The organism is Micromonospora sp. NPDC049836 (genome assembly GCF_044465125.1).
Classification (GTDB): Bacteria; Actinomycetota; Actinomycetes; order Mycobacteriales; family Micromonosporaceae; genus Micromonospora.
On record NZ_JBITLH010000020.1, the window covers coordinates 12,442 to 35,752 of the forward strand.

Here is a 23,311-nt window from a genome sequence, read left to right on the forward strand (position 1 = left end):
TTACCCGCCTGCCGGTCGTGAGAACCCGAACCTGCATAGGTCGCTCAACTCGTAGGCAAATCCGAGGACGTGGAAGTCGTCGAGGGGCACACTGACTTTCGAGCTGAGGTTGGCCTGCCGTAGTTCCTGGTGCAGCATCGCCTGGAAATGGATGCCGTAGTGACCGCTTTTGTCTATCAGCTGTTGACGGATCCGGCGGACGATGTCGAGGATCTCCATCTCCAACCGAAACTCTGTCTCGACATCCTCGGGAAATCCGGTCCTGGCCTGCGGCCAAGCGTGCATCCAGAGGTCGCGTAGGCGCAGGGCGTTCTCCTGCTCGTCAGCGTCGATCCGTGCATCGCGCATTTTCTCGACGAGGCGGTGGCCTCCTGGCGAGCGGGGTGGCGCCTGTCCTGAACGCAGCAGGAGTACCGGGTCGCCGGCAGCCCGTCGCGCGCCGAGGCGCACCGCAGCGAGCACGGCGTCACGCGGCACCGTCCGCCGCTCTATCGTCTGCGCGATCTCCGACTTCGGGTCGTAGGCACCGGGGTTGGTCAGGTACTGGGCCAGATCAGTCGGCCGGCCGCTGTGGTCGCGGGACGCTTCTGAGACGAGGTCGGCGACGGCCCTATAGACGTCGGCGGCTGCGGATGCGGAGAAACCCAGTTTTCCTGTCGCTGGCAGTGCTAGTTGCCGGATGTTGACGTCCTGGATGTCGCGCTTCTTCGGCCGTTCACAGTCGAACTGGCACGCCAGGATGAAGCGTAGGAGCATGTCGAACAGGCCCGCCGGCAGGCCGGTTGGGTCGTGTCTTTTCGCCTTGAGCGGGGTCGGACCGGTGGGTTTGGGGATGTTCTCTAACTCGGTGGACTTCGCTGCCATGTCCATCATGGCCCAGGCCAGGTGTGCGAGTAACGCGGTTCCCCTAGGCGTGGCCAACTTGGCGGCCCGGCAAACCTCGTAGAGAGCACGCGGTGTGTGTTCACCCGGCCTGCCGCCGAGGGGCGTGTTGCTGGCCAACCGCACAGCCGGCCTGCTGGTGTAGCCGAGCCACCGGTCGAAGAGGTGCGCTATCCCACCTTCATCGCACAGCGACTTCATCGTTGTGTAGACGAGCCGGTCATGGTGCTTGACCGACACCAGCTCCAGGAAAGGCGGCTGGTTGCGCACGATGATGAAGTCTTCGTGCCACTCACAGATGATCTTCACGATCGAGGTGTCGGTGGGCATACTCAGGCAAAATGAGGCAATAATTTCGGTCTGATAGTGAGCCTTTTCCAGCCTGATCTTGCAGGTCAGCCCGGGTCGGCAAGGGGTGCTGATCGATGAGGGCGAGGCTCCAGGTAGGACAGCAAATCGACCAAAACCCGATGCCCCGACCGGGAGCCTCGCCATGCTGTCCTACCCTGCCACGATCCCGTTGTCCAACCGGACCCTGAACCACCTCGCCGAGCGAATCCGCGGCCACCGCCAGCAGCGCAAATCCCGGTGGAGGCGACTGACCCCGGGCCGCCAGGCACTACTCGCCCTGGCCCACCTGCGCAACGGCGACACCTACACCCGCCTCGCCGCCGGCTTCGAGATCGGCGTCGCGACCGCCTGGCGCTATGTTCAAGAAGCAATCGCCCTGCTCAGCGCTGCCGCCGAGGACCTGGAAACCGCCATGCGGCGCATCCGACAACTGGCCTACGCGATCCTGGACGGCACGCTGATCCCGATCGACCGGGTCGCCGACCAGAAGCCGTACTACTCCGGCAAGCACAAACGTCACGGCGTGAACGTGCAGGTCATCGCGGATGCGGCCGGGCGTCTCGTCTGGGCATCGGCCGCGCTGCCCGGTTCAACGCATGACCTGACCGCCGCCCGCGCCCACGGCATCATCGAAGCCTTGACCAGCGCCGATGTGATGACCTTCGCGGACAAGGGCTACCAGGGCGCCCGTGGCAGCCTGCGCATCCCGTTCAAGCGGCGCCGCTTCCGGCCGAAGCTGTCACGCCGGCAGAAGACGGTCAACCGGGCGCACGCGAAGATCCGCGCCCGCGGTGAGCGCGCGATCGCCACGCTCAAGACCTGGAAGATCCTGGCCAAGCTTCGCTGCTGCCCGCGCCGCGCTACCGCGATCGTGCAGGCCACCCTCGTCTTGCACCACGTCGAAGCCGCCCGCTACGCAGGATGAAAAAGGCTCAGTGGTAGTTGCCCTGAGTTGGGGCACCTGCGTCCTCGGCCGGCGTCCGAAAGAGGTCAAGCTCGAGTTGCCCGGTCGGGTCCGCGTCTGCGTCGAAGCCATGCCCCTGCTCGACTCCGGCTGCAGCGTCTCCCGTCACGGCAAGCCCACCGTCCTTGCTTCAGGTAAGCAGAAACTCACTAACAGCGAACCCGATCATGGGGTAGTAACGCAATAGCCCATCGGACACCAAAACCGACTTCCGGCCTGATCCGCCGCCTCGGCCCATCTTCAACGGCCGTCCCGGCGACCGGGGGTCAAGGTCTCTGCCGCTTCCTCGTCGGCGTTGCTCAGGTGCAGATACCGCACGAGGCAATGGTTGAGGCGCGGCGGGCTGCGACTGCGGCCGAAGAGTCTGCTGATGTCGCCCCGCAGGTCCTCACAGGTCGAGGCCCGACGCGCGGCGTGTGGCTGAGGCGAGCAGCGCGAGCAGGAGTGCTAGGGGGCGGGATTCATGGACCTGCTCGGATCCGTAGGCGCGGAACGCGGTGGGGGAAGCGCCGCGGCGAGGCCCGAGCAGGCGTGGCCTACTGCCTTGAGCTGTCCGGCTCCTACTCAGTGCCAGGGTGGTGGGTTGGCGTGTTGCTATCGCCCCCTCGGACGGTTTCCTCGACCTGAAGGAGGTTCTCGATGATCACGGCGATGCCGTCTTGGGCGGCCGGTGAGAGCTTGGTGATGGATCGTGCCATCACGCGGACGCGTCGGCTGTGTTCCTCGGGTTCTTCCTGGTCGCCGAGTAGGTAGCCGGCGGGCACGTCAAAGAACTGGGCGAGCGCGCGGAGCGTAGACGCTTTGGGGTTGATCCTGGGTGCGCGCAGCAAGTTGCGGATGCCCTCAGTGGTGATGCGATGGCCGGCCTTCGTGAGTTCCCGGGCAACCTCGGCCTCTGTGTAAGGCGGCCGACCTTCGGTGCTGGCCTCGAAGAGGGTTCGGAGCCTCATCTGGATCAGGTGTGAGGCCGCAGCCTCGGCTTGGTCGGCTGGCATGTCCTTCATGGAGTCCCCCAACTCCAACCACAGTTGGTCACAACAAAAACTGCGGTTGACGCTCTTCTGTGACCTGTGCTTAGCTCTCGGTATCGCTCCCACAACTCCAGTTCGGCTAAAACCAAACTGGAGTTGCCTGGAGCGTAGCGGATCGGGTCGCCGTACGCGAGATGGCAACCCGGCACGCGAGCGACGGCGCAGGAGGGGACGCGTCGTCGCTGCAGGGCCTGCTTCGTCTGGTCAACGTCCAGGTCGTGACAGTAACGGGGGACCGGCCGCCTCGACATCGATGGCGGTCGGTGCTGTACGGCAAGCCTTACGGGGAGGCGGACGTGCAAGGTCCATCGGACGGGCAGCCCAATCAGCTCGCCGCCCGCGTGCCTTCGGGCGGGCACGGCGGTGAGCACGGGGAGCCGGCGGGCAGGGAGAGGGCCCTCCCGCCGGCTCCCACCCCCGAACAGATCGCGGCCCGGGCCCTGGCCTCGGTGCCTTCGGGACCGCGCCTTGTCGGTGAGGCGGCGGTGCGGGAGATCCCGCGGGAGTTCGGCGCGGGGACCCGGGTGGAGAGGCTGTGGTGGCGGGCTGCGTCGCTGCGGTCGGGCTGTCCGCTGGTGTGCGTGTCCTCTGCGGATGGTGGGGTAGGGCGGTCGGTGTTGACCCTCGGGCTCGGCGGGCTGCTGGCTCTTGCTGTTCCCGGTCCGGTGGTGGCGGTCGACGCGACCCTGCGGGCGTGGGGTGGGCTGGAGCATCGGGTGGCCCGGCGCAGCTCGTCGACGGTGTGGGACGCGGTGGCCGCGGATGCCGGCTTGGCGGAGAGCGGGACCGCGGAGCGGCTGACGCAGGTAGGGCCGACAGGGCTGCGGGTGCTGGTGGGGGAGAGCAAGTTGACCGCGCAGCGGCGCCCACCAACCTGGCCGGAGATGTTCGGCGTGATCGGTCATCTGCGGTCGGTGTACCCCTTAGCGCTGCTGGATCTGCCGACGGCCGACAGCACATCGACGTGGCGGGCGCTGGGCTGGTCGACGGTGCCGGTGCTGGTGTCGCGGGCGACGGTGGACGGGGTGCAGCACACGCTGCGGCTGCTGGCCCACATGCGCGGGGCGGGCCTGGCGCATGTGCCGGCCCGGGCAGTGGTGGTGGTTATGGCGACCTCGCCATCCGTGGCTCGTGAGGTGCGGGCGGTGGAGCAGTTGGCGCGGCAGACCGCTGCGGAGCTGGTGCGGGTGCCATATGACCCGGGGCTCGCGCGGGCGGACCTGCTCGACCCACGGGCGCTGAGTAAGGCCACTCGGTCGGCGTTGACCGAGGTCGCCGCAGCGGTGATCGACCGGTGTCCGGTCGAGCCAGCGGCTGTCCTTGGTCCGGGATCGTCGGCCTCGAACGGGGAGGAATAATCGTGTTGCATCAGCTTGCGGCGGCCTTGACCGTCCGCGCCCCGGCGGTGACGGCGCTGCTGGCGCCGACGCCGACGCCCGCACCGTCGGGTGAGGGTTTCGACTTCAGCCGGATCAGCCCGGACCCGTCGGCCGTGCCGCGGTCGGACCTGTTCTACAAGCTGGCCAACGCCGCACTTTTCCTCGGGGTGATCTCGGCGGTGGCGGGGCTGGCGGCGGGGGCGATCGCGTTCGGGATCGGCCCGATCTTCGGCGCGCACATCATCAGTGATCGCGGGAAGTCGATGATGTGGAAAGCCGGCCTGGTGGCGATCGTCGTCGGGTCAGCCACGTCCATCATCGCGTTCCTGCTCACCGAGATCTAGCAGGTGGCGGCCATGAGCAGAGCGGAATTCAAGCCGACTACCGGCCGCCGGATGTCGGTAGTGGTCACCGTACTGGCGGTGGCGCTGTTGGTCGGTGTGGCGGTGTTCGCCGCCGGGCGCGCGAGCACGCCGGAGCGGCAGGTGACCGTGCGGTATGTCGAGCGGATACAGGCCGGGGTGCCGGTGGGTTTCCCGGGCACGCCTCGCGGCGGTGGGGATGCGGCGGCGGCATACACGCAGGCGCTGGCGTCTGCCGGTACGCGACCTGCGACAAGCCGGCAGGCGATGGTGGACCTGATCGCCGCCGAGGGAGCCGCCGCGGCAGTGCAACCCCTTGTCGGGCCGACCGTGGACGGCGAAACGATCTCACAGACAGTCGTGGCGCGGGTCTGGGCGCCTGACGCGGACCTCGACGCGGTGGTGCCCGAGGACCGTGAGGTATCGGTGCGGATGCTCGTCTGCGCCTTGAGCGGCGCCACGACCAGCAGTCCTGCGGATCCGAATATTGGATTGGCAGGCGGCTGGTACGTGCAGTCGGTGACGGTGCGGTGGTCGCAGAGGCGGTGGCGGCTGGTCACCGCGGAGCGCCCGGTGCCGATGCCGCCGCCGGATCAGCGCGGTGCGCGCCGCGACGGCGGACCGCGGGACACGCAGCCCCTCGTCGATGTGCTCAGCGCGCGTTCGTGGGCGCCGGGGACGGTGTGACGGATGGCCGTGGTGCCCGCGATGCTGCGGCTACTGCTGGCAGTGGTGTCGCTGACGACGGTCGGGCTGACTGCTGCGGGACGGGCTGCGGCGGCACCGACCCCAGCCCCGTCACCGTCGGCTTCGGCCTGCTCAGCACCTCCAACCGATGGCCGGCCCGGTAGTGGCGCGGAGCCGCTGGCACAGCCGCAGGTGAATTGGTGCCTGCCATGGGTGCGGTGGCAGACGGGCGATGGTTGGACGACGGTGTGCAGCGCGGCAGCCAGCGCCGCCGACCAGGAACGCTGCGACGCGGTGGCGCTGACCGTGCAGTCACCGTCCCCGGACGGTACGCCATCAGTGCTCGACGAGCGCCTGCCTGCCGCTGGTAAGCAGCCGGTGCGCTGCGAGCGTCTGGACGCGAAGGCAACACAGGACCAGGCGAACGCTGAGCGGTGGAAGGCGAAAGCGGACCGCTGCCGTGCGCTGCGCCCGGTGCTGCTGGCGTCGTCGTCGCTCAAGCCGTCGTCGGAATGTGGCCTGGTGGACGTGTCCTGCAAGGTAGGAGCGCAGGTCAAGGAGGCGGCGCGTACGGGCTTCGAAGGATTGGCCGACGTTGCGGTTGCCGGGTTCGCGTGGGCGCTGGGCAAGCTGGCCGAGGTCGTGTTCACGCAGTCCTCCACCGTCGCCGACGAACCGTTCTACGGCGTCTACAACGACATCAGCGGGGTGCTGATCGTCGTGGTGCTGGTGGTCTTCGTGCTCTCAACGGCGATCAACGGGCTGCGGCTCAGTGGACCTGGGCCGTTGTCGAGCCTGGGCGGGCTGGTCCGGGCGATGTTCGGCATCGCGTTCGCCGGCGGGATCGCATACCTGCTGATGGCGGCCTGGGACGAGGCGACGGTGGCGTTGATCGCCCGCAACCAGCAGCGGGACTGGCAGCCGAGCATGTGGGTCGAGGCGCTCAATACGCTCACCGCCGACACCGGCACGATCCTGCTGGCCTTCATCGTCGCGGTTGTCGGCGTGATCGGGCTGGTGCTGGTGTTCGTGATGCTGCTGTTCCGGTCGTTGCTGGCCGCCGGGGCGGCGCTGTTTGGGGCGATGGCGATGACCGGCCAGGTCATGGCCGAGACGCGCGCGTGGGGCCGGAAGTGGTTCTGGACCTGCAACGCGCTGGCCAGTAGCAAGTTCTTCATCGCCGCGCTCTGGATCTACGGCACCCGCACCACCTACGAGAGCGACAACGTGGTCAACGTGCTGCGCGGCCTGTTCATCATCGTGCTGATGGTCCTCGCGCCGTGGATCCTGCTGCGGCTGACGAGCATGTGGGACGGCTACCTCGCCGACGTCGATGCCCGGGGCTTCCTGACCTCGGCGGCCACGGCCGTGGGGATGGACGCCGCGTCTCGGCGTCTGGCCGAGCCGTTGAGCGGCGGCGGTGGCGACATGGACGCGACGTCACAGATGCAGGGCAACTCCGAGGCCATCCCCACCAGCCCGACCAACCCCGGCGGGCCAGTCGGCGCGCTCGCCGGACTGCCTGACACGGTCGAGGCCCTGCACGGCCGGGGGGACAGTGACCAGTTCGGCGAGCCTGCTGGGCCGGCGGGTGGCGAGCAGGGCGGGGGCGAGAACGCCGACGAGACGGCCGGGGTGGAGCGCGACTCGCGTACAGCGCAGGGGGATATGGCCCACGGTGAGCTCACGCTGCCCGGCGACGCCACCGGCGAGCAGGGTGCGCTGCCGGTGACCCCGCAGGCGGCGCGCGAACAGGCAAGCGCGTTCACCGGGACCGGTGCCCCGGTCGCCGGCAGCCCATCGTCTGCTGGCAGTGGCGCGCCGGGTCCTGGCGGCAGCCCCGAGCTGCCGCCGGTCGACGAGGCCGGTAGCGCAGGCGCGACGCCGACGAGCAGCGGCGCGGCTGCCGGCCAGACGGGCGGGGCGGCGGTAGGGCAGGGCGGTGCTACCGCTGCCGGTGGAGCCGCCGAGATTCCGATCGTGCCCGTCTAGGCGAGCAGAGGAGTAGGGCGTGACACAGTTCCACTTTCCTCCGCGGTCCACCCGCGGGTCGATCCTGGGCTTCTCCTGGGGGCAGATCGGTACGGCGGTGGCCGGGGTGATCTGCCTGGTCATCGCCGCGAACATGCTGGCGGTCGGCCGGCAGGGCGCTGCCGGTGGCCTGCTGCTGGCGGCGGTTTTGCTGCTCACGATGGGGCTGTTGCGGATTCGGGGTCGCCGGGTCACCGAGTGGACGCCGATCGTCGCGGGGGCTTTGGCGCAGCGGGCTGTCCGGCAGGACCGCTACCGCGGCGCGGTGTGGGCGGCGAATCCGGGCACGAAGCATCTGCATTTGCCGGGCCCAGCGGCCGGCTACCAGTGGCTACCGGCGGTAGCTGCGGACGGGCTTACCGAGGTGGGACTGCTGCACCACCAGCGGGAGGGCACGGTGACCGCGACGCTGGCGTGCGCGGGCAGCAACCTCGTCCTGGCGGACACGTCGGTGCAGCATCAGCGGCTCACCGCGTGGGCGGACGTAGCGAACCTACTCGGCACCGAGTACTCCGACAGCGGCCTGGCGCGGTGGTCGCTGACGGCGCGGGCGGTGCCGGACGTCAGCAACCGGGCGCAGCGGTACCTCGCGAAGCAGGCGGTCGACACCAGCACGGCGGCGTACCGGTCGCTGGCCGAGCTCACTGCGGCGGCAGGGCCTGGCACGCAGCGCCACGACGTGTTCCTGACCGTGGTGTTCGACGTGCGGAAGCTGTCCGGAGAGGTCGCGGACGCGGGCGGCACGGACGCGGCTATCGCCACGGTGGTGCTGGACAAGCTGACCGGTGTTCGGGCGGCGGTGCGGGAGGCCGGCATCGAGACTGGGGGCTGGTTGACGCCCCGGCAGTACGCGGCGGTACTGCGTGGCCAGTTCGACCCGGAGGACAGCGACCTCGAGGTGGCGCCGCACACGGCGGGGCCGGTAGCGGCAGAGACCGTGGGCTGGTCGTCGTACCGGCACGACTCCGGGTTCTCGCAGACGCTGTGGGTGTACGAGATGCCCCGCCAGCCGGTGCCGATGACGTGGATGACGCCGCTGTTCACCCGCACCGTTGGCCGGCGCACCGTCGCCGTGGTTGCTGAGCCGGTGCCGGCGCAGTTGGCGCAACTGGCGACGCGACGGGACAAGGTCGCCCGCGCCGGTGACGAGGTAACCAAGCGGCGGATGCGCCTGGTCCGCACCGCACGGGAGGACGAGGAAGCCCGCGCGGTCGAGCAGATCGACCGGGAGCAAGCCGCCGGGCACGTCCGCTACCGGTACGCCGTGCTGGTCACCGTGACGGCCGACAGCCCGGAGCAGCTGCGCCACGACGTGCGCGCCGTCAGGCGGGTGCTGGGACGGTGCGGCTGCCAGGCGGTGGTGCTCTACGGCGAGCAGGACCAAGCATTCGTGGCCGGGGCGCTGCCCCTAGCGCGCGGCCTCAAGCCGATGCGGGGGTGGTTCGCATGACCCGCACACGCAGGAACGCGACGCCCCGGATACGCCGCGAAGGGTCGTGGTCGCAGCGCCTGGCGGATTCCGCCGCCCGGCGCGACCTCGCGGTGGCCCAGGCGGACCTGGCACGGGAGCAGAGGGCGCTGGGGCGGCTGACCGAGCAGCTGCTGGGCCCGCCGTCAGTGGACGGGCGGGGGGCCTTTGGACGGGCCGCGGGGCGGGTGTTCTGGCGGTTGCGGCTGCCGCCGCTGGTCACCACCAGCGCGCAGTTGTGCAGCGTGTACCCGTTCGTCGCCGATCCGGGCCTGGGTGTGGACGGGCCGCTGATCGGGCAGGAGGTGTACTCCCGCGCCGGGTTCGTGTTCTCGGTGCACGAGCTGTATCGGGCGGGCGTGCTCAGCGCCCCCAACATGGTGGTCACCGGGGAGATCGGGTCGGCGAAGTCGTCGCTGCTCAAGAGCATCGCGTTCCGCGGGATCCCGTTCGGTGTGCGGTTCTACATCGTCGACGTCAAAGGCGAGTACGACACCCTCGCCGACGTAGCCGGCATCCAGCCGGTGCGGGTCGGCCCCGGCTCTGGGGTGGTGATGAACCCTCTGGCGGGCATCCGCCGCCTGCCCGATCAGGGTGAGGTGGAGTGGTTGCAGATCCAGCGGGCACGCAGGTTGTTGCTGCTGGAAGGGCTGTTGGAGATCCAGCTCGGCGGGCCGCTGAGCGAGGCGGAACGATCGTTGGTCGAATACGCCCTCGACGCGGTCACCCGCGCCGACGACGGCACCAGCCCGGACCGGATGGCCACCCCGACCCTGTCCCGGGTGCTGACCGCGATGGGCGACCCGGCCCGGTGGGCGCACCGGCTGGTCGGGGTGCACTACGACGTCGACCAGTTCACCGCCGACAGCCGCCGCGTCCGGCTGGCCCTGGAACGGCTGATCACCGGCGCGCTCGGCGGGATCTTCGACGCCCCGGCCGCGTCGACGCTGGCGATCGACTTCGACCAGCCCGGCGCGATCCTGGACCTACGGGCGGTCCGCGCATCGGACCAGATGACGGCGATGGCGATGACCTGCGCGCAGTCGTGGCTGGAGGCGGAGCTGACCCGCCCCAACGCCCCGACCCGGGTCTGCCTGTATGACGAGTTCGTGCTGGTCAGCCGCCACCTCGGGCTGATGAGGCGCATGCGCGAGCAGCTGAAGCTCGCCCGCGCGCTGGGCACCGCGAACATCCTGGCCTTCCACCGTTTCACGGACCTGTCGGCCAGCGGCAGCGCCGACTCCGAGCAGGTCCGCATCGCCCGAGGGCTGATCGAGGACACCGGCGTGCGGGTGTCCTACCGGCAGGCACCCGGCTCCCTGGAGGCGGCACGCGAGTTCCTGGGCACCACGGACGTGGAGACCAACCTGCTGCTGCACCTGCGCCGCGGCGTCGGGCTGTGGAAGGTCGGGCTGCGCTCCTACGTCGTCAAGCACCAGCTCTCGGCGATCGAACGGCGCATGGTCGACACCGACAGCCGGATGCGGCAAACCCCCGATGCTGAGCCGGAGAGGGCGCCGTCGCCGGGGGAGCAGGCCGTCGTGGTCAGGCAGGTGCGGTGATGGCCGGCTCGCTCATGTCCCCGGGACACCGGCTGCCCCGCCGGGGGGTGGCCCGCGCCGACATCCTGGTCCGACTGGCGCTTGCGGGCATCGCGGCGCTGCTGGTGCTGTCGGGCACCGTCACGCTGTGGCTCGCAGGCCAGGCCGGGGGGCTGCTCACCCACGCGGCCTGGCCGGACAGCTCACCAGCGGACGCCCCAAGCATCGCCCTACGGTTCGTCACCAACCCGGGCGACCCGGCGCGGGCGTGGCCGCCCGCCGCCCGAGACACCCTGCCGCCAGCGCCCCTGCTGTACGGGCTGTGGATCGTCCTGCTCAGCGCCACGCTCGTCGGCATCGGAGCGGTGACGATGCGGGTGGCGCGGCGGTGGGTACGCCGGCGCGGGTTCGCCGGCCGTAAGGACCTCGAGCGGGTGGTGACGGCCGAAGCGGTGCTGCGCCGCGTCGACGTGCTGCGGCCGGGCCTGACCATCCGCGACATCGACCCACCCGAGACCGTGATGGTGAAGCAGCGGCGCCGCGCGGACCCACTGGAGGTGGCCCGGCCGCTTGGCCACCATGCGCTGACGGGCGAGCCGCTGTATCTGGCCAACGAGTACACCGAACTGCTGGCCGGGGCGGCCCGGTTCGCCAACAAGACCTCCCGTTACATCATCCCGAGGGTCGCCGACGCCCGCGGAGCGGTCATCTCCACCTCCACCCGCCTCGACGTCGCATCGGTCACCTACGACCTGCGCGGCCAGATCGGCCCGACGTGGATCTTCGAGCCGCAGGGCCAGGTGCCGGGAGTGCCGCGACTGCGTTGGTCACCCATCGACGGCGCCGAGGACCCGGACATCGCGGCGCTGCGCGCCAAAGGCTTCGCCGCAGGCGCAGGCCTCAAGGGCAACGTCGACAACGGCCAGTACTTTCAGGACCAGGCGGCGTCGATCATCCGCGGACTGCTGCACGCCGCCGCCCTGGACGAGCGCGCCACGATGACCGACGTGGCGAGCTGGGCGGCCAACCCCTCCGACCCGCGCGCCGAGCGGATCCTGCGCCACCACGGGCAGACGGTGTGGGCCGATCGGCTCGCTTTTCACCGAGAGACCACGGGCCGAAGCCGCGATGCCATCCAGTCGGTGGTGTTCGGCGCGCTCGACGCGTTCAGCAACCCCCGCATCCTGCACGCGTGCTCGCCGCCGCGCGGGCAGCAGTTCCACCCCGAGCAGTGGCTCGACGAGTCCGGCACCCTCTATCTGGTCGGCACCCGCAGCGGGCAGGCATTGATCGCGCCGCTGTTCGCCGCCATCGCCGAGGACATCATCTACCGCACCCTGCAACGGTCCTTCCTCGCACCAGGCGGCCGGGTCGAGCCCTGCCTGTACCTGATCGGTGACGAGATCACCAACATCGCGCCGCTGCCGTCGCTGCCCGCGCTGGCATCGGAAGGCGGCGGCGCCGGCATCGCCCTGTCGATCGCCTGCCAGAACACCCACCAACTCGAAGAACGGTGGGGCCGCGACGGCGGCCAGGCCCTGCGCGACGGCGCGAACGCCCGCTTCGTGATGGGCGGCACCCAGGACGTCAACGCCCTCAAGGACGCCCAGTCGCTGCTCGGGCAGGTGCAGGAGTTGTCGTCGGCAGCGTCCTGGGGCGGCGGCCGGGCCAGCGTGCAGGAGAACACCCGCCGGGAGCACCTGGTCGACCTGGCGGAGCTGCGCACACTGCCGAGCGGGCACGCCATGGTGCTGCTGGGCAACATGCCACCGGTCGAGGTGGTGCAACCCGCATGGTGGGAACGCCCGGACGCCGACCGGTTTCACAGGGCGCAGGCCGCTTTCACCGCCCGACTGCGGGGAGCACGCTGATGCCGGATCGGACTTTCCTGTTCGACATCCCAGAGCAGGCGTCGCCGCAGGAGCGCGCGACCGCCGAGCTGGCCGGGCTGATCGACACGCTGCGCGGCGCGGTGGAACAACTCGCCGAGGCGCACGTGGCGCTGTCGGACCGCGTCGAGGCGCTCGACAACCCGACCGGATTCGTGCCCGCCAGGCACTGCTGGCGGGACCTTCACCGCGATAACGCCCGCGAGCTGTGGGCGTGGCTGATCGCCTGGACCCGGTGGCTGTCCGACCGGTACGGGCTGGCGCAGGACCTCGGCGCGTGCTGGCCGGCGCATCCGGCCCTGGTGGAGGAGCTGACCGCCCTGGCCGTGTCGTGGCACCACGCCTACTCCGCCAAGGCGGACCCCGACGCACCGCTGCGGTGGCACGAGGCGCTGCACCGCGCACGGACCCGGTGGCAGCAGTGGGACACCACCCGATGCCGGCACGGCCAGCACACCCCCCACAGCCCGGACGCCGTCTGGTCGCAGCCGTGGCCTGATACCGCCGACCAGGCGGTCAGCGAGGACATCCGCGAACGGCCGGCACCTACGGCGGCCCAGGAGACAGGGGGCAGCAGATGACACATCCAGCCGAGATCACCAGCGTCTGGGACTGGCAGCGGTTCGAGGCCGCCCTTACCGGGCTGCGCGTAGGGGTCGACACCCTCGACGACTTCATCGCAGGCATCCACGACGCACGCGACACCTGGCAAGACGACGAAGAGAGGCAGCAGTGGACAGACATCGACGAGCAGACACGACGGGACACGGAGCTGGACTGGGCCAGCGACGGGCACCTCGACGGCGACTACACCCGCGACGTCGACGAGTGACTACAACCATCTCGTTCGACGTTCCGCTCGCTGCGATCAGCACCGGCCTCAGCCAACTGCGCGACGACGTCGGCTCCCTCGTTGACGCGGCCAGCCGGCATCCCACCGCGCAGCGGCGCGCCGCGCTGGTGGACGTCCACCACCAGTTGCGTTTGCTCGGGCAGCGCGTCAACGCCGCACTCGGTGCCCCGCCAGCCCAGGACCCGCCGCCCCACGAGCCCCCGGAGCCGGCATGACCCGCACTCGCTGCCGAGCAGCACTCCTGGTGCTTTCGATGCTGCTGACGGCCGGCTGCACCAGCCGTGCGACCGGAGCTCCCGCCCCGCAGGCAAGCAGCCCTCCGGCGGTGACACCGCAGGCCGACATGCTTCCGGACCCTGACGGTGTCCTGCCCACCCGCTCCACCGCCGCGGACCCCGCAGCCGCGGCCACGGCGACACGGTTCGTCGCCAGGTGGGCACGCCCGGACCTGCCGGCCGCTCAGTGGCGTGCCGACGTGCGCCCCTACGCCGTGCCCGCCTACGCGGACCTGCTCGACACCGTCGAGCCGGCCAACGTGCCCGCCACCCGGATAACCACACCCGGCCGCGTCGTCACCGCCACCCCTGAACGGGCGGAGGTCGACGTCGGCACGGACGCGGGCGTGCTGCGTGTGGTGTGCGTACGCCACGGCCAACGCTGGCTGGTGGCCACCCTCGGTATGCCGAAGGACACCTCGCGATGAACGGGCAGCGGGCCGGCGTCGGCGTCGCCGTGGTGGCTGCGCTGCTGCTGGTGTGTGGTCTGCCGCTGGCTTCGGCGATCACCGAAGCGCCGGCCGCAGCCTGCGCTCCCGCTGCTGCCCAGCCCATGAGCACCGCGGGCACGCGCGCCGGGGTCGGCCGGTGGAACAGCGAGCAGGTCACCAACGCGACCACGATCGTCACCGTCGGCCAGCAGCGGGGGATACCGGCCCGAGGCTGGGTCATCGCCGTGGCCACGGCGATGGTCGAGTCCAGCCTGCGGAACCTGCGCGGCGGCGACCGCGACTCCGTTGGCCTGTTCCAGCAGCGGCCCAGCCAAGGATGGGGCACCCCGGCGCAGATCCTCGACCCGGTCTACGCCGCCGGGAAGTTCTACGACAAGCTGCTGCGCATCCCCGACTGGCAGCAGCTGCCACTGACCGTCGCCGCGCAACGGGTCCAGGTCTCGGCGTTCCCCGACAAGTACGGCGAGTACGAGCAGGACGCCGAGCAGGTCGTCGCGGCCGTGACCGGCGTCGCCACGATCAGCGACCTGCCCGGGGCTAGCCTCGCCGTGTGCGGCAGCGCCCCGCACGTAGCCGCGTCGGGATGGACCCTGCCCGTGCAGGCTGCCGTAGGTAGCGGCTACGGGCCGCGCGCCGGACGGCTGCACGCTGGCGTGGACCTGATCGCCGCCCGCAACACCGTCATCCACGCGGCCAGCGCAGGCGAGGTGGTGTGGTCCGGGTGCGACCCCGGCACCGGCAACTGCGACATCGACGGCAGCCCGAGCACCCGCGGATGCGGCTGGTACGTGGACCTTGTGCACGCCGGCGGCTACGGCACGCGGTATTGCCACATGATTCGCCGCCCCGACGTACGCGTCGGTGAAACCGTGCAAGCGGGCCAGCCGATCGGCCTGGTCGGCACCAGCGGCCATTCCTCCGGCCCGCACCTGCACTTCGAAACGCACCAGGCGGTTTGCGGTGGATCGCGCTGCGACCTCAGCAGCGCCAACTCCACCGACCCGGTGCCCTTCATGCGCGAACGCGGCGCCCCGCTCGACGAGAGCAGGTGAGGCCCGACCTCGTACCAGGACAGCACAGCCGACAGCGCACACATCACGGGGGTGAAACATGCGCACCGACCAGAACCAGCATCCGTGCCTGCCCACACCTGAACCGCCGCCACCGGCCGATCGCGCCGGCAGCAAGGGCCAACATCGCAACCGGCACATCCTTCGCCGACCGCGACACCTGCGGAGGCCACGATGAGCACCTCCACACGGCGGCAGATCGCAGGGATCTACCGTCCACCCGTCAACTCTCGACCGGCCCCGCCGCCGCGCCCGGACGCAGTGGCGCAGCTGTGCCGCACCGCGAACACCGTCCGCGCGCATCTCGAACGCACAGTGCTGCGCGAGGCGGGCATGACCTGGACCAGCTACGACGTGCTGGTGCTCATCTGTGCCCGGCGGGTGGTCGAACCCCGCGACATCACCGTGGAGGTGGGCATCGCCAAAGCCACCCTCACCAACACGCTCAGCGCGCTCGTCGACCGGGACCTCGTGCGCCGCCAGCTACACGAACATGACCGCCGGCGCGTCGTCGTGCGGCCCACTCAGGCCGGCTTGGACCTTGCACGGGAGCTGCAACGTCTCGTTCACGCCCGACAGGCGGAGCTGTTCGCCGGCCCAGGGATGCCACCAAGAGACAACATCGCCCACGTGTTGCGCGTGGTGGCCACCCGCTCCCGCCCAGACGACACCACCCATGGTGGGGAGGAAGCCCGATGACCGGCAGCATCCCTGCTCCTGGGATCGTCGTCGTGCTGACACGGCTCCGTCGAGCTCCCGGCCCTGCGGCCGCCATGCGGGCCGCCGACCCGGGGATTGATCACCGCGCCCCTCTCGGCGACGTCCGTGCCCCTCGAACAGCAGCGCAGGCGGGGATCCGATGACACGGCAGACGACCATGGCGGCAGAGGAGGTCGTTCCCCGTAACGAAGTGCCCATCGCACCCGGACCCGGGTGGCGGCTGGGCGTCCTGTACGGGCCCGCTGTCTACGGCGTCAGCGCCGCCGCCGTCGCGCTCCCGGCCGCCGCCCAGCATCTCCACGCCAGCGGTCCAGCGCTCGCGTGGATCCTCACCGCGTACGCCGTGGGCATCGGCGTCGGTGCGGTCACCGCCGGACGCATCACCGATCTGTGGGGCAGCCGCCCGGTCCTCCTGATCGCCGTCACACTGCTCACCACCGGAGCGCTGGCATGCGCGGTCGCCCCCAACCTGGCCGCCGTCGTAGCCGGTCGAATCCTCCTGGCGGTGGGCTCCGGCGCGGTCAAAGCCACCGCGCTCGCGACGGCCGCCCACCTGCCGGCATCGCAACGCCCGACGGCATTGGCCCGGTTCGGCGCCTGTCTAGCCGCATTCAGTGCCACCGCGCCGCTGGCCGGAGCGGTGGCGGTGGGCTGGTCGTGGCGGGTGGCACTTGCCCTGCCCGTGCTGTCCATCGCTGCAATCCCGCTCTGCTGGCCCCTGACCACCCCACGCCGGCGCCGGGAGCCGCTGGACTGGCCTGGAGCGGCACTGCTCGCGGTCGTCACCGCAGGACTCCTCCTGACCGCCCAAACCGCGGCCCAACACACCAGCGCGGTCACCATCACGGCGACGGCTGCCGCCACCGCAGCCACCGCGCTCATCCTCGCTATCCGCAGCCGGCGCCAACCCAGCGGGTTCGTCCTCGACGGCGTCTTGTCGGCCGCATGGTTTCGGCGCGCGGCGCTCACCGGTGCGGGCGTCTACGCTGGCTTGTTCGCCATCCTCTACGCGGCACCCCACCTGCTGACGAAGCTTGGCTACGGCACCACGCAAATCGGGCTGCTCCTGCTGCCCGGCGCCGCGGTCGGTGCCGCGCTGGCCCGAGGCGCCGCAGCCGCCGCCCGCCGCGTGCCTGCCCGGTACGTCCTGTCGGCGGCGAGCCTGCTGTTCGCGGGTGCGCTGTGCTACGCCGCCGTCGACACTGGTCCGATCGGCGTCGCGGCAGCCGCCACGGCCGCGTTCGCCGTCTCGGCGATCGCGCAGATGCTGCTCACGGCAGAAGCCACCAAACACGCAGCGCCACCTTGCCGCGGCGGCGCGATCGGACTGCTCACCCTGGCCACCTTCGTAGGCGGTGGTGGCGGCACCGCGCTCTGCGCCGGACTGTGGCAGCCATACGGACCAGCCGCCGCGCTGGCCATCACCGCACTGCTGCCCGCCGCAGCCGCCGCAGCGGCCTGGAGACTGCGCCCCTGACGACGGATATGCCTACCCACCCGACTGGCGACGAAGGATGTCCATGTCCCAGACACCCCATCATGAGCCCGACCTGGGACCTCGGCGTTCCGCCCTCTTCGGCAGGCTGACCATCGCACACCGAGCGGACCTGACCGGCAGCACATCCACGAGCGACTTCCGGGCATTCGCACCGCTGCTGGGCTCCGCGCGCCCTCCAACACCGGCGACGCCAACAGCGACCCCGCCCGCCTGAACCACGCCCACGACCTCGAACGCGACATCGGGCTAGGGTCATCGCGTACTCCGTCCTCTGCGTTTGCTTAGTCGATTACACAGAAACTCACTCGATGACTTCTTTCTATCCCGGCGGCACGCCGGAGCAGGTCGGCTTCTACACCATCCTGCGGGACGCAACCTAACGGAGCAGGTCGTCTCGGAATCGGCGTATGCGACCGTGTTGAGCCGCCGGTGCCTCCCCTGCGCGGTCTAGTCTGCTGGCGGTGATGTGTCGCTATGACTGATCTTGTTAGTGGTTCGTGGACCGGCTCCGCCGCGCTGGCGTCGGCAGACGCGGCCCTGGTCGAGCTACGCGACGGCCGAATCGGCCCGGCCGCGCTGGAACTGCTGCGGCGGCTGGGGCGGCAGTGCACGCGATCGTCGCGGACGAACTTCCCCCCGCCAGAAGGCTATGGTCAGTGGAGCGACGACGCCGTTGATCATTTGCTCGCTGACATGTTCGCCCGGCCCGACGCCGACAATCCTGACGAGTGCCACAAGTTCGTCCTTGACTGCTACGCGCGTTCGACAAATGGTCCGTCGCTGGAGCGTCTACTGCTGGCGGCGATCGAGAATTTCTTGAAGGACGAGGCGAAGAAGACGGAGCGTGGCAAGCTTCGCCGACGACTCACCGGGCTACTTCAGAAGGACCCCAGGTTCACGGAGTGTGGTGGTGATCGGTGGGGCTTGGCCAGCGGTTCGCATGAGCCGTGGCAGGGTGACCTGGCGGCGTTGGAGCGAGCGGCGTTCGCGGTGCGCGGCGTGGAGTTGTCGACCTGGAACCATGCTGGTCCGACGCCGCGAGCTACGGTGTCGGCGCTGTTGATCATCACCGAGGCGGTACTCGTCGAGGCCCGTGGCAGGGTCCGAACAGAAGACCTTGCACGCGTGCTCCAGACCCGCTTCCGACTGTTACGCGTGCCGTACCTCGTCTCCTTTGATGACGAGACCACTGGGCTGGCGGAGGTGCCCGATGGCGGGAGGATGGGGGATGTGAAGCTGCGGGCTCGACAGTTCTTCGATGGCTTGACGCAGTCTGAGCGTCGCTTGCTGCCGTTCCTGGCCGAGCGGCAGCGTTGGAGCACCGTGCTGGACGTCGGGCCAGCTACCGCGAGGGCGACCGGGCAGGCGCTGATTGAGAAGGTGCGGTTGGCCACGGTCGACGACGCTGATCATGAAGAGGTGGTCCTGGAGCTGGTGCGGTTGTGCGGCCGGACGGATGCTGAGGGTTAGGTCGTCTGTTCAGGATGGGTGTAGTTGAAGGGCCCGCTTGGCCGAAGGTGAGGATGACTCGATGGCGCAGGGTAGAGAACCAGGCTTGGCCCGACTCCTGCGCGCGGTGAGCACAGTTCGGGTTCCCGATGCGGTGCGTGCGGCGTTTGAGGCAGACCCCGGCGACCCCGCGCCCGGTCAACTGTGGCGGATGCGGTGGGACGAGATGGTGGAACTGGTCCTTCTCCGCGCCGTAGGAGACGAGGACGTATTCGCTGTCCCGGTATCGCTGGACGACCGCCTCGTCGACGAGGACAGCGTGATCCTGCGGCCAGCGCAGACGTCGCTGGGGACGACGGTTGTGGTGTGGGCGGCCTTGGCCCGGCAGCTGCCGATGTGCGTGCTGGACCGGCAGTTGGGTGTCGTTGAGGTCGAGGTTACGGACAGCAACTGGATCGATCGCGTGATTGATGCTGGCGCGGGGCGTGGCCGGGCAACGGTCAGCTCTTTGGACCCGGTGCACGTAGTCGCAGCTCGCACAGCCGACGCCCTCGAAGTTTTGGCCGGAGCAAGCTGGGCGCCGTCAGGATCGGGCGAACTCGGCAGTCTGCTCGCCGCTGCGCAGCTTGGCCCGCCTCAGTTGATCAACTTACTTGACGTGAGTCCCCAGGCAGCCCTCGCACTGCGTCGTGGGCAGGCGGCAGCCACCCCGGACCAAGCGGCCAGGCTCGCGCCGGTATTGCACATGTCCGATCGGGCGATCCTGGAAGCCAATCCTGCGCCGTCACCGAGCCTTGTGCAGAAGATGAGCCGTCCTTGCCGCCGTGCCCAGGTCAACCGACTGGCTGTGAGCCGCGGGATTGAGGAACGCAGTGCGTGGCTGACGGCGACGTACTCGGTGAACGCGATGGCCGCTCGGCAGACCGGCATGCAGGTCGATCCAGCATGGGACGAACGCATCGACCAGTACTTCCAGATCACGTTGGAGTCGTGATGGCCACCGTCGCACGTGACCTTGTCGCGCGTCAGGCAAGCGCCATGGCCGAGGCGCTTGAGCGTCTCCTTCCGAGCATGCGCGATCAGCTCGCGGAAGACCCTTTCGCAGTGCTTGCTTCCCGAAGCGATCTCGTCGTCCGGCTGGTGCCCGGGGCGCAGACCAGGTCCGCCGCTGCAACGCCGGCTTGTAGCGTCGCGGGCGTCTACGTGGACGACCAGGTGCCGCCGGTCCTAGCCGTTGCCGAGGCCGCCAGCGCAGGGCGCCGCGCGTTCACGGTGCTCCACGAACTCGGCCACCATCTGCAACGCACCGAGACAGCGCTCATGGGCCTTTTGTTGGAGCAGCCCGACGACGGGCTGAGACTGGAGGACGCAGCCTGCGATGCGTTCGCCGCCGATGTTCTCCTGCCGGCTGATCTTGTTGACCGTTTCATCGATCGCCGTGGCCCGACAGGTCAGCAGATCGTGGATCTGTGGCACGCTTCGGCCGCATCCCGCGCGGCGGTCTGCGTACGGGCTGCTCAACGGCTACCGAGCCCCGGCCACGTGGTTCTGCTTGACGCCGGTGGTGCAGTCTCGTTCGCCGCCAGCCTGGGGTTGCCACCCCTAACTCGTGGGAGCCGCCAGGAGACTGCGGCAACGGTTCGTGAAGCGTACAGCCGAGCAGGTCGGGCAACCGGACGCACTCGGCTGCGCTACCGAGACGGGATTCTCGGAGATGAACTCCACGCCCAAGTGGTGCCGATGGGCGGCTACCTGCTGCTGGTGGCCGTCACCGATGCCGCCGCCTGGGAGACGTTCTCGCTCCCGTCGCCTCGCCCTGGTCCGGTCGCCGCCGCGCGGAGCTGTGAACACCCCGACTGCGGCCACGAGTTCCGTTCCTTCGACGCCCCGTGCTCCCGGTGCGCGCGGCCTGCGTGCCCAGAGTGCGGGCGGTGCAGCTGCGAGCCCCGGGTCCGGGAGCGGACCTGCGCGGGCTGCTTCCAACGGCTACCCGCGTCGCTGTTCACGGGCTCCTCCGCCAGGTGCTACGACTGCGCCTGAGGAGATTTCTTCGGCGCCGGCCGGTCGGGGCGAGTTACGTCGTCTGTCTTCGGCGAGAGGCGGGGTCAGCTGTGTCTCTCCGAGGACCGCGCTACGCCGACCACGCGAGCCTCGCCGCCCTCAGGTCGCGGATAGGAACTAGATAAACACATGGCACCACGCACAACGGCGGAGGCGTTCGACGAGTTCGACGCCTCGCTGAACCTTTACCCGCGCGAACGGGAGCAGGCTCAGCGTCGCCACCAGGAGATCACTGACGTTCTGACTGCGGCGGGTATCGCCAAGTCGACCTTCTTGCAGGGCAGCTTCGCCCGCAAGACCATGCCCAAGCCGCTCAAGGACGTCGACATGGTCGTCGTGCTGGCCGAGGTCTACCGCGCGCTGTGGTTCGGCTCCGGGCGGGGTGGCCCGGCCGCGGCGATGGCCGCAATCCGCGCCGTCGTCGCCGCCCACTGGCCGGAGGCGCGCTTCGACGTGGACAAGCAGCCCGCCCACGCGCTTCAGGTGACCTTTCCCGACTGCACCTTCACCGTCGACCTGGTCCCGGCCTTCGATGACCTGAACGGTAGTGAGGACGTGTTCATCGCCGACCGGGACCTCGACCGGTGGGAGCGGTCGAACACCCGCACGCTGCGGCGGGTGATCAGCGAACGCAACCTGGCCACGACCGGGGTATTCGTGCACCAGGTCCGCATGGGCAAGGCGTTCAAGTCCCATCAGCCCGCGCTGGAGAAGCTGTGCGGCCTGGTCATCGAGTCGCTGTGGTACGCGGCGATCACGAAGAAGATGCCGCACGCCACCGCCATGGTCACCGCCTTCGAGAACGCGGCCTCGGCGGTTTTGGGAGAGGTGCGCGACCCGACCGGCGCCGACGATCTCACGAAGGACTGGACCCCGAGCGAACGCTCCACGTTCAGCCGGACCTTCGCACTCGCGGCCAAGCGTGGCCAAGAGGCCCTGCGGCTGGCCGCCGATGGCGAGCACCAGGGCGCGATCGAGATCTGGTTCGCTCTGTTCGGCGAGCCGTTCCCGGCGCCGTCCGCGCAGACCGCCGCCCAGACGCTGTCCGCGCTCAAGGCGGGCAGCATCACCTCCACCGGCCGTGCCGTGACCTCGCAGCGCGGCGCGCAGACGAACCGGCCGGCGAGGTCATGGCGTACCCGGTGAGCGCAGTGCTCGACGATCCCGCCGCAGCTGCGGACCACCTCCTGCGCCACGCCGACCTGTTCGGCGTGGCGCAGGCCACCGGCCGGACCGGGCCCTTCGGCTGCGCGCTTCTCGAACTGACCCTGCTGCCGCTCCCTGCACTCGCGGCCGAGGCCTACCCGATAGAGCAGGTAAGGCTGGTCGTCATGCCGCCCGGCGACCGGGTCCACGCCTACCCGCGCACCGGACGCGGCCGACCCTACAAGCACCGCAATGCGCAGATCGCGGACCTGTGCCTCCAGTACGACCGTGACGACCCAGCCCTGCGATGGCTGCCCGCCGATGGCCTGGAACCCCTGGTCACCCTCGTCCACCGGCACCTCATCTTCGAGGAGGCCTGGCGGCGTACCGGCGACTGGCCCTGCGAAGATGCCCCACACGGAGACGACCGGCGCGCCCCGCACCGCGTTGCCACCACCACGATGCGAAGGGAGCTCGTCCGATGGTCGCGGACCTAATGACCGTCGCCCAGCCCGCGACCAACACCGGGCCAGGACAGACACCCGCCCTCACCATCGCCCTGTCCATCCTCGGCTCCAGCGTCGTCGCCGGCCTGATCGGCACCATCCTCGGCAACACCCGCGCGAACGCCACCGCGCGCCGCGAGCGATACGCGCAGGCCGTCCGAACTCTCGTCGCCTGGGCCGAATACCCGTACCGCATCCGCCGTCGCACGACCGACGAGGCCGCCACCCTCACCGCCCTAGCTGACCGAGGGCACAGCCTGCAGGAACAGCTGGCGGAATCCCGCGCCTGGATTGCCGCGGAGAGCCGCGCCATGAGCGAGGTCTTCGACGGCTGCCTACGCGAGATCACCGCCCTCGTCGGACCAGCCTGCGGCACCGCCTGGCAGGAGGCACCCATCGCGACGAGCGCTGATATGAACCTCGGCGACTTCGGGCCGCGCGGTATCGATCGCATCGTCGCGCGCATGGAATGCGCGGTCATCTACCGTTTCGGGCTCCGCCGCCTCATGTGGCGCAGCTGGGTACTTCACAACCTCCGACGCCGCGCCTGCCTGCCCGAGGCACCCGTTGCTGGAGGCCCAAGGTCCTGAGCCTCCGCGACGCGAGCGGCGGCCTCGTGTCCGCGGTGTCACAGCTCGCCTGAGTGGTAGGGCTAGCCGCGTGCTGCGGCGCTGGCGAGGGCTGGGTGACGTCGTC

Annotated in this window: 23 protein-coding genes; 21 read left to right on the forward strand and 2 right to left on the reverse strand. The window is 70.0% G+C overall.

Going from position 1 to position 23,311, the window contains the following annotated elements; genetic code table 11:
- Complete coding sequence (locus ACIBPB_RS31665; RefSeq protein WP_030500384.1) at positions 1 to 1,212, reverse strand: hypothetical protein; 1,212 nt, start codon at positions 1,210 to 1,212, stop codon at positions 1 to 3.
- 163 nt (positions 1,213 to 1,375) lie between these two features.
- Between ACIBPB_RS31665 and ACIBPB_RS31670 the strand changes: the two genes are divergently transcribed.
- The gene (locus tag ACIBPB_RS31670; protein WP_030500385.1) at positions 1,376 to 2,158 is read left to right on the forward strand and encodes an IS5/IS1182 family transposase; all 783 of its coding nucleotides are present in this window, start codon (positions 1,376 to 1,378) and stop codon (positions 2,156 to 2,158) included.
- Between the two features lie 599 nt (positions 2,159 to 2,757).
- On the opposite strand, the gene ACIBPB_RS31675 is transcribed toward ACIBPB_RS31670, so the two are convergent.
- On the reverse strand, positions 2,758 to 3,201 hold the full coding sequence (locus ACIBPB_RS31675; RefSeq protein WP_227457203.1) for a hypothetical protein: 444 nt from the start codon (positions 3,199 to 3,201) through the stop codon (positions 2,758 to 2,760).
- 290 nt (positions 3,202 to 3,491) lie between these two features.
- Between ACIBPB_RS31675 and ACIBPB_RS31680 the strand changes: the two genes are divergently transcribed.
- From ACIBPB_RS31680 to ACIBPB_RS31775, 20 genes are all read left to right on the forward strand, one after another.
- On the forward strand, positions 3,492 to 4,586 hold the full coding sequence (locus ACIBPB_RS31680) for a hypothetical protein (protein ID WP_030500387.1): 1,095 nt from the start codon (positions 3,492 to 3,494) through the stop codon (positions 4,584 to 4,586).
- Positions 4,587 to 4,588: 2 nt separating this feature from the next.
- The gene (locus tag ACIBPB_RS31685) at positions 4,589 to 4,951 is read left to right on the forward strand and encodes a hypothetical protein (protein WP_227457204.1); all 363 of its coding nucleotides are present in this window, start codon (positions 4,589 to 4,591) and stop codon (positions 4,949 to 4,951) included.
- Positions 4,952 to 4,963: 12 nt separating this feature from the next.
- Complete coding sequence (locus tag ACIBPB_RS31690) at positions 4,964 to 5,656, forward strand: hypothetical protein (protein WP_396824904.1); 693 nt, start codon at positions 4,964 to 4,966, stop codon at positions 5,654 to 5,656.
- 3 nt (positions 5,657 to 5,659) lie between these two features.
- Complete coding sequence (locus ACIBPB_RS31695) at positions 5,660 to 7,648, forward strand: hypothetical protein (RefSeq protein ID WP_141722608.1); 1,989 nt, start codon at positions 5,660 to 5,662, stop codon at positions 7,646 to 7,648.
- A 19-nt stretch (positions 7,649 to 7,667) separates the two neighbouring features.
- Positions 7,668 to 9,137 (forward strand): SCO6880 family protein, encoded by a 1,470-nt coding sequence (locus tag ACIBPB_RS31700; RefSeq protein WP_030500391.1) that lies wholly within the window; start codon positions 7,668 to 7,670, stop codon positions 9,135 to 9,137.
- Positions 9,134 to 10,717 carry a hypothetical protein gene (locus ACIBPB_RS31705; protein ID WP_227457205.1) on the forward strand — a complete coding sequence of 528 codons (1,584 nt, stop codon included), beginning with the start codon at positions 9,134 to 9,136 and terminating at the stop codon, positions 10,715 to 10,717. Before ACIBPB_RS31700 ends, ACIBPB_RS31705 begins: the two co-directional genes overlap by 4 nt.
- The gene (locus tag ACIBPB_RS31710) at positions 10,717 to 12,567 is read left to right on the forward strand and encodes a type IV secretory system conjugative DNA transfer family protein (protein ID WP_227457206.1); all 1,851 of its coding nucleotides are present in this window, start codon (positions 10,717 to 10,719) and stop codon (positions 12,565 to 12,567) included. Before ACIBPB_RS31705 ends, ACIBPB_RS31710 begins: the two co-directional genes overlap by 1 nt.
- Positions 12,567 to 13,166: a hypothetical protein gene (locus ACIBPB_RS31715; protein ID WP_030500394.1), complete on the forward strand. Its 600-nt coding sequence runs from the start codon at positions 12,567 to 12,569 to the stop codon at positions 13,164 to 13,166. The genes ACIBPB_RS31710 and ACIBPB_RS31715 overlap by 1 nt, the downstream gene beginning before the upstream one ends.
- The gene (locus ACIBPB_RS31720; RefSeq protein WP_030500395.1) at positions 13,163 to 13,417 is read left to right on the forward strand and encodes a hypothetical protein; all 255 of its coding nucleotides are present in this window, start codon (positions 13,163 to 13,165) and stop codon (positions 13,415 to 13,417) included. Before ACIBPB_RS31715 ends, ACIBPB_RS31720 begins: the two co-directional genes overlap by 4 nt.
- Entirely contained in the window at positions 13,414 to 13,653 is a 240-nt protein-coding gene (locus ACIBPB_RS31725) for a hypothetical protein (protein ID WP_030500396.1), read from the forward strand. The genes ACIBPB_RS31720 and ACIBPB_RS31725 overlap by 4 nt, the downstream gene beginning before the upstream one ends.
- A gap of 38 nt (positions 13,654 to 13,691) precedes the next feature.
- Positions 13,692 to 14,141 (forward strand): hypothetical protein, encoded by a 450-nt coding sequence (locus ACIBPB_RS31730; protein ID WP_396842998.1) that lies wholly within the window; start codon positions 13,692 to 13,694, stop codon positions 14,139 to 14,141.
- Complete coding sequence (locus tag ACIBPB_RS31735; RefSeq protein WP_030500398.1) at positions 14,138 to 15,217, forward strand: M23 family metallopeptidase; 1,080 nt, start codon at positions 14,138 to 14,140, stop codon at positions 15,215 to 15,217. The genes ACIBPB_RS31730 and ACIBPB_RS31735 overlap by 4 nt, the downstream gene beginning before the upstream one ends.
- A 192-nt stretch (positions 15,218 to 15,409) precedes the next feature.
- Positions 15,410 to 15,934: a MarR family winged helix-turn-helix transcriptional regulator gene (locus tag ACIBPB_RS31740; RefSeq protein WP_030500399.1), complete on the forward strand. Its 525-nt coding sequence runs from the start codon at positions 15,410 to 15,412 to the stop codon at positions 15,932 to 15,934.
- 178 nt (positions 15,935 to 16,112) lie between these two features.
- Positions 16,113 to 17,432 carry an MFS transporter gene (locus ACIBPB_RS31745; protein ID WP_030500400.1) on the forward strand — a complete coding sequence of 440 codons (1,320 nt, stop codon included), beginning with the start codon at positions 16,113 to 16,115 and terminating at the stop codon, positions 17,430 to 17,432.
- Between the two features lie 495 nt (positions 17,433 to 17,927).
- Positions 17,928 to 18,923, forward strand: a complete 996-nt coding sequence (locus ACIBPB_RS31750; RefSeq protein WP_052165552.1) for a hypothetical protein — start codon at positions 17,928 to 17,930, stop codon at positions 18,921 to 18,923.
- Positions 18,924 to 19,008: 85 nt separating this feature from the next.
- The gene (locus ACIBPB_RS31755) at positions 19,009 to 19,896 is read left to right on the forward strand and encodes a hypothetical protein (RefSeq protein WP_141722609.1); all 888 of its coding nucleotides are present in this window, start codon (positions 19,009 to 19,011) and stop codon (positions 19,894 to 19,896) included.
- Positions 19,897 to 19,973: 77 nt separating this feature from the next.
- Positions 19,974 to 20,942, forward strand: coding sequence for an ImmA/IrrE family metallo-endopeptidase (locus ACIBPB_RS31760; protein WP_227457218.1), 969 nt, complete (start codon positions 19,974 to 19,976; stop codon positions 20,940 to 20,942).
- 150 nt (positions 20,943 to 21,092) lie between these two features.
- Positions 21,093 to 22,109, forward strand: a complete 1,017-nt coding sequence (locus ACIBPB_RS31765; RefSeq protein ID WP_030500404.1) for a nucleotidyltransferase — start codon at positions 21,093 to 21,095, stop codon at positions 22,107 to 22,109.
- Positions 22,106 to 22,606, forward strand: a complete 501-nt coding sequence (locus tag ACIBPB_RS31770; RefSeq protein WP_227457208.1) for a hypothetical protein — start codon at positions 22,106 to 22,108, stop codon at positions 22,604 to 22,606. Before ACIBPB_RS31765 ends, ACIBPB_RS31770 begins: the two co-directional genes overlap by 4 nt.
- The gene (locus tag ACIBPB_RS31775) at positions 22,591 to 23,205 is read left to right on the forward strand and encodes a hypothetical protein (RefSeq protein ID WP_036342660.1); all 615 of its coding nucleotides are present in this window, start codon (positions 22,591 to 22,593) and stop codon (positions 23,203 to 23,205) included. The genes ACIBPB_RS31770 and ACIBPB_RS31775 overlap by 16 nt, the downstream gene beginning before the upstream one ends.
- Positions 23,206 to 23,311: the final 106 nt, after the last annotated feature.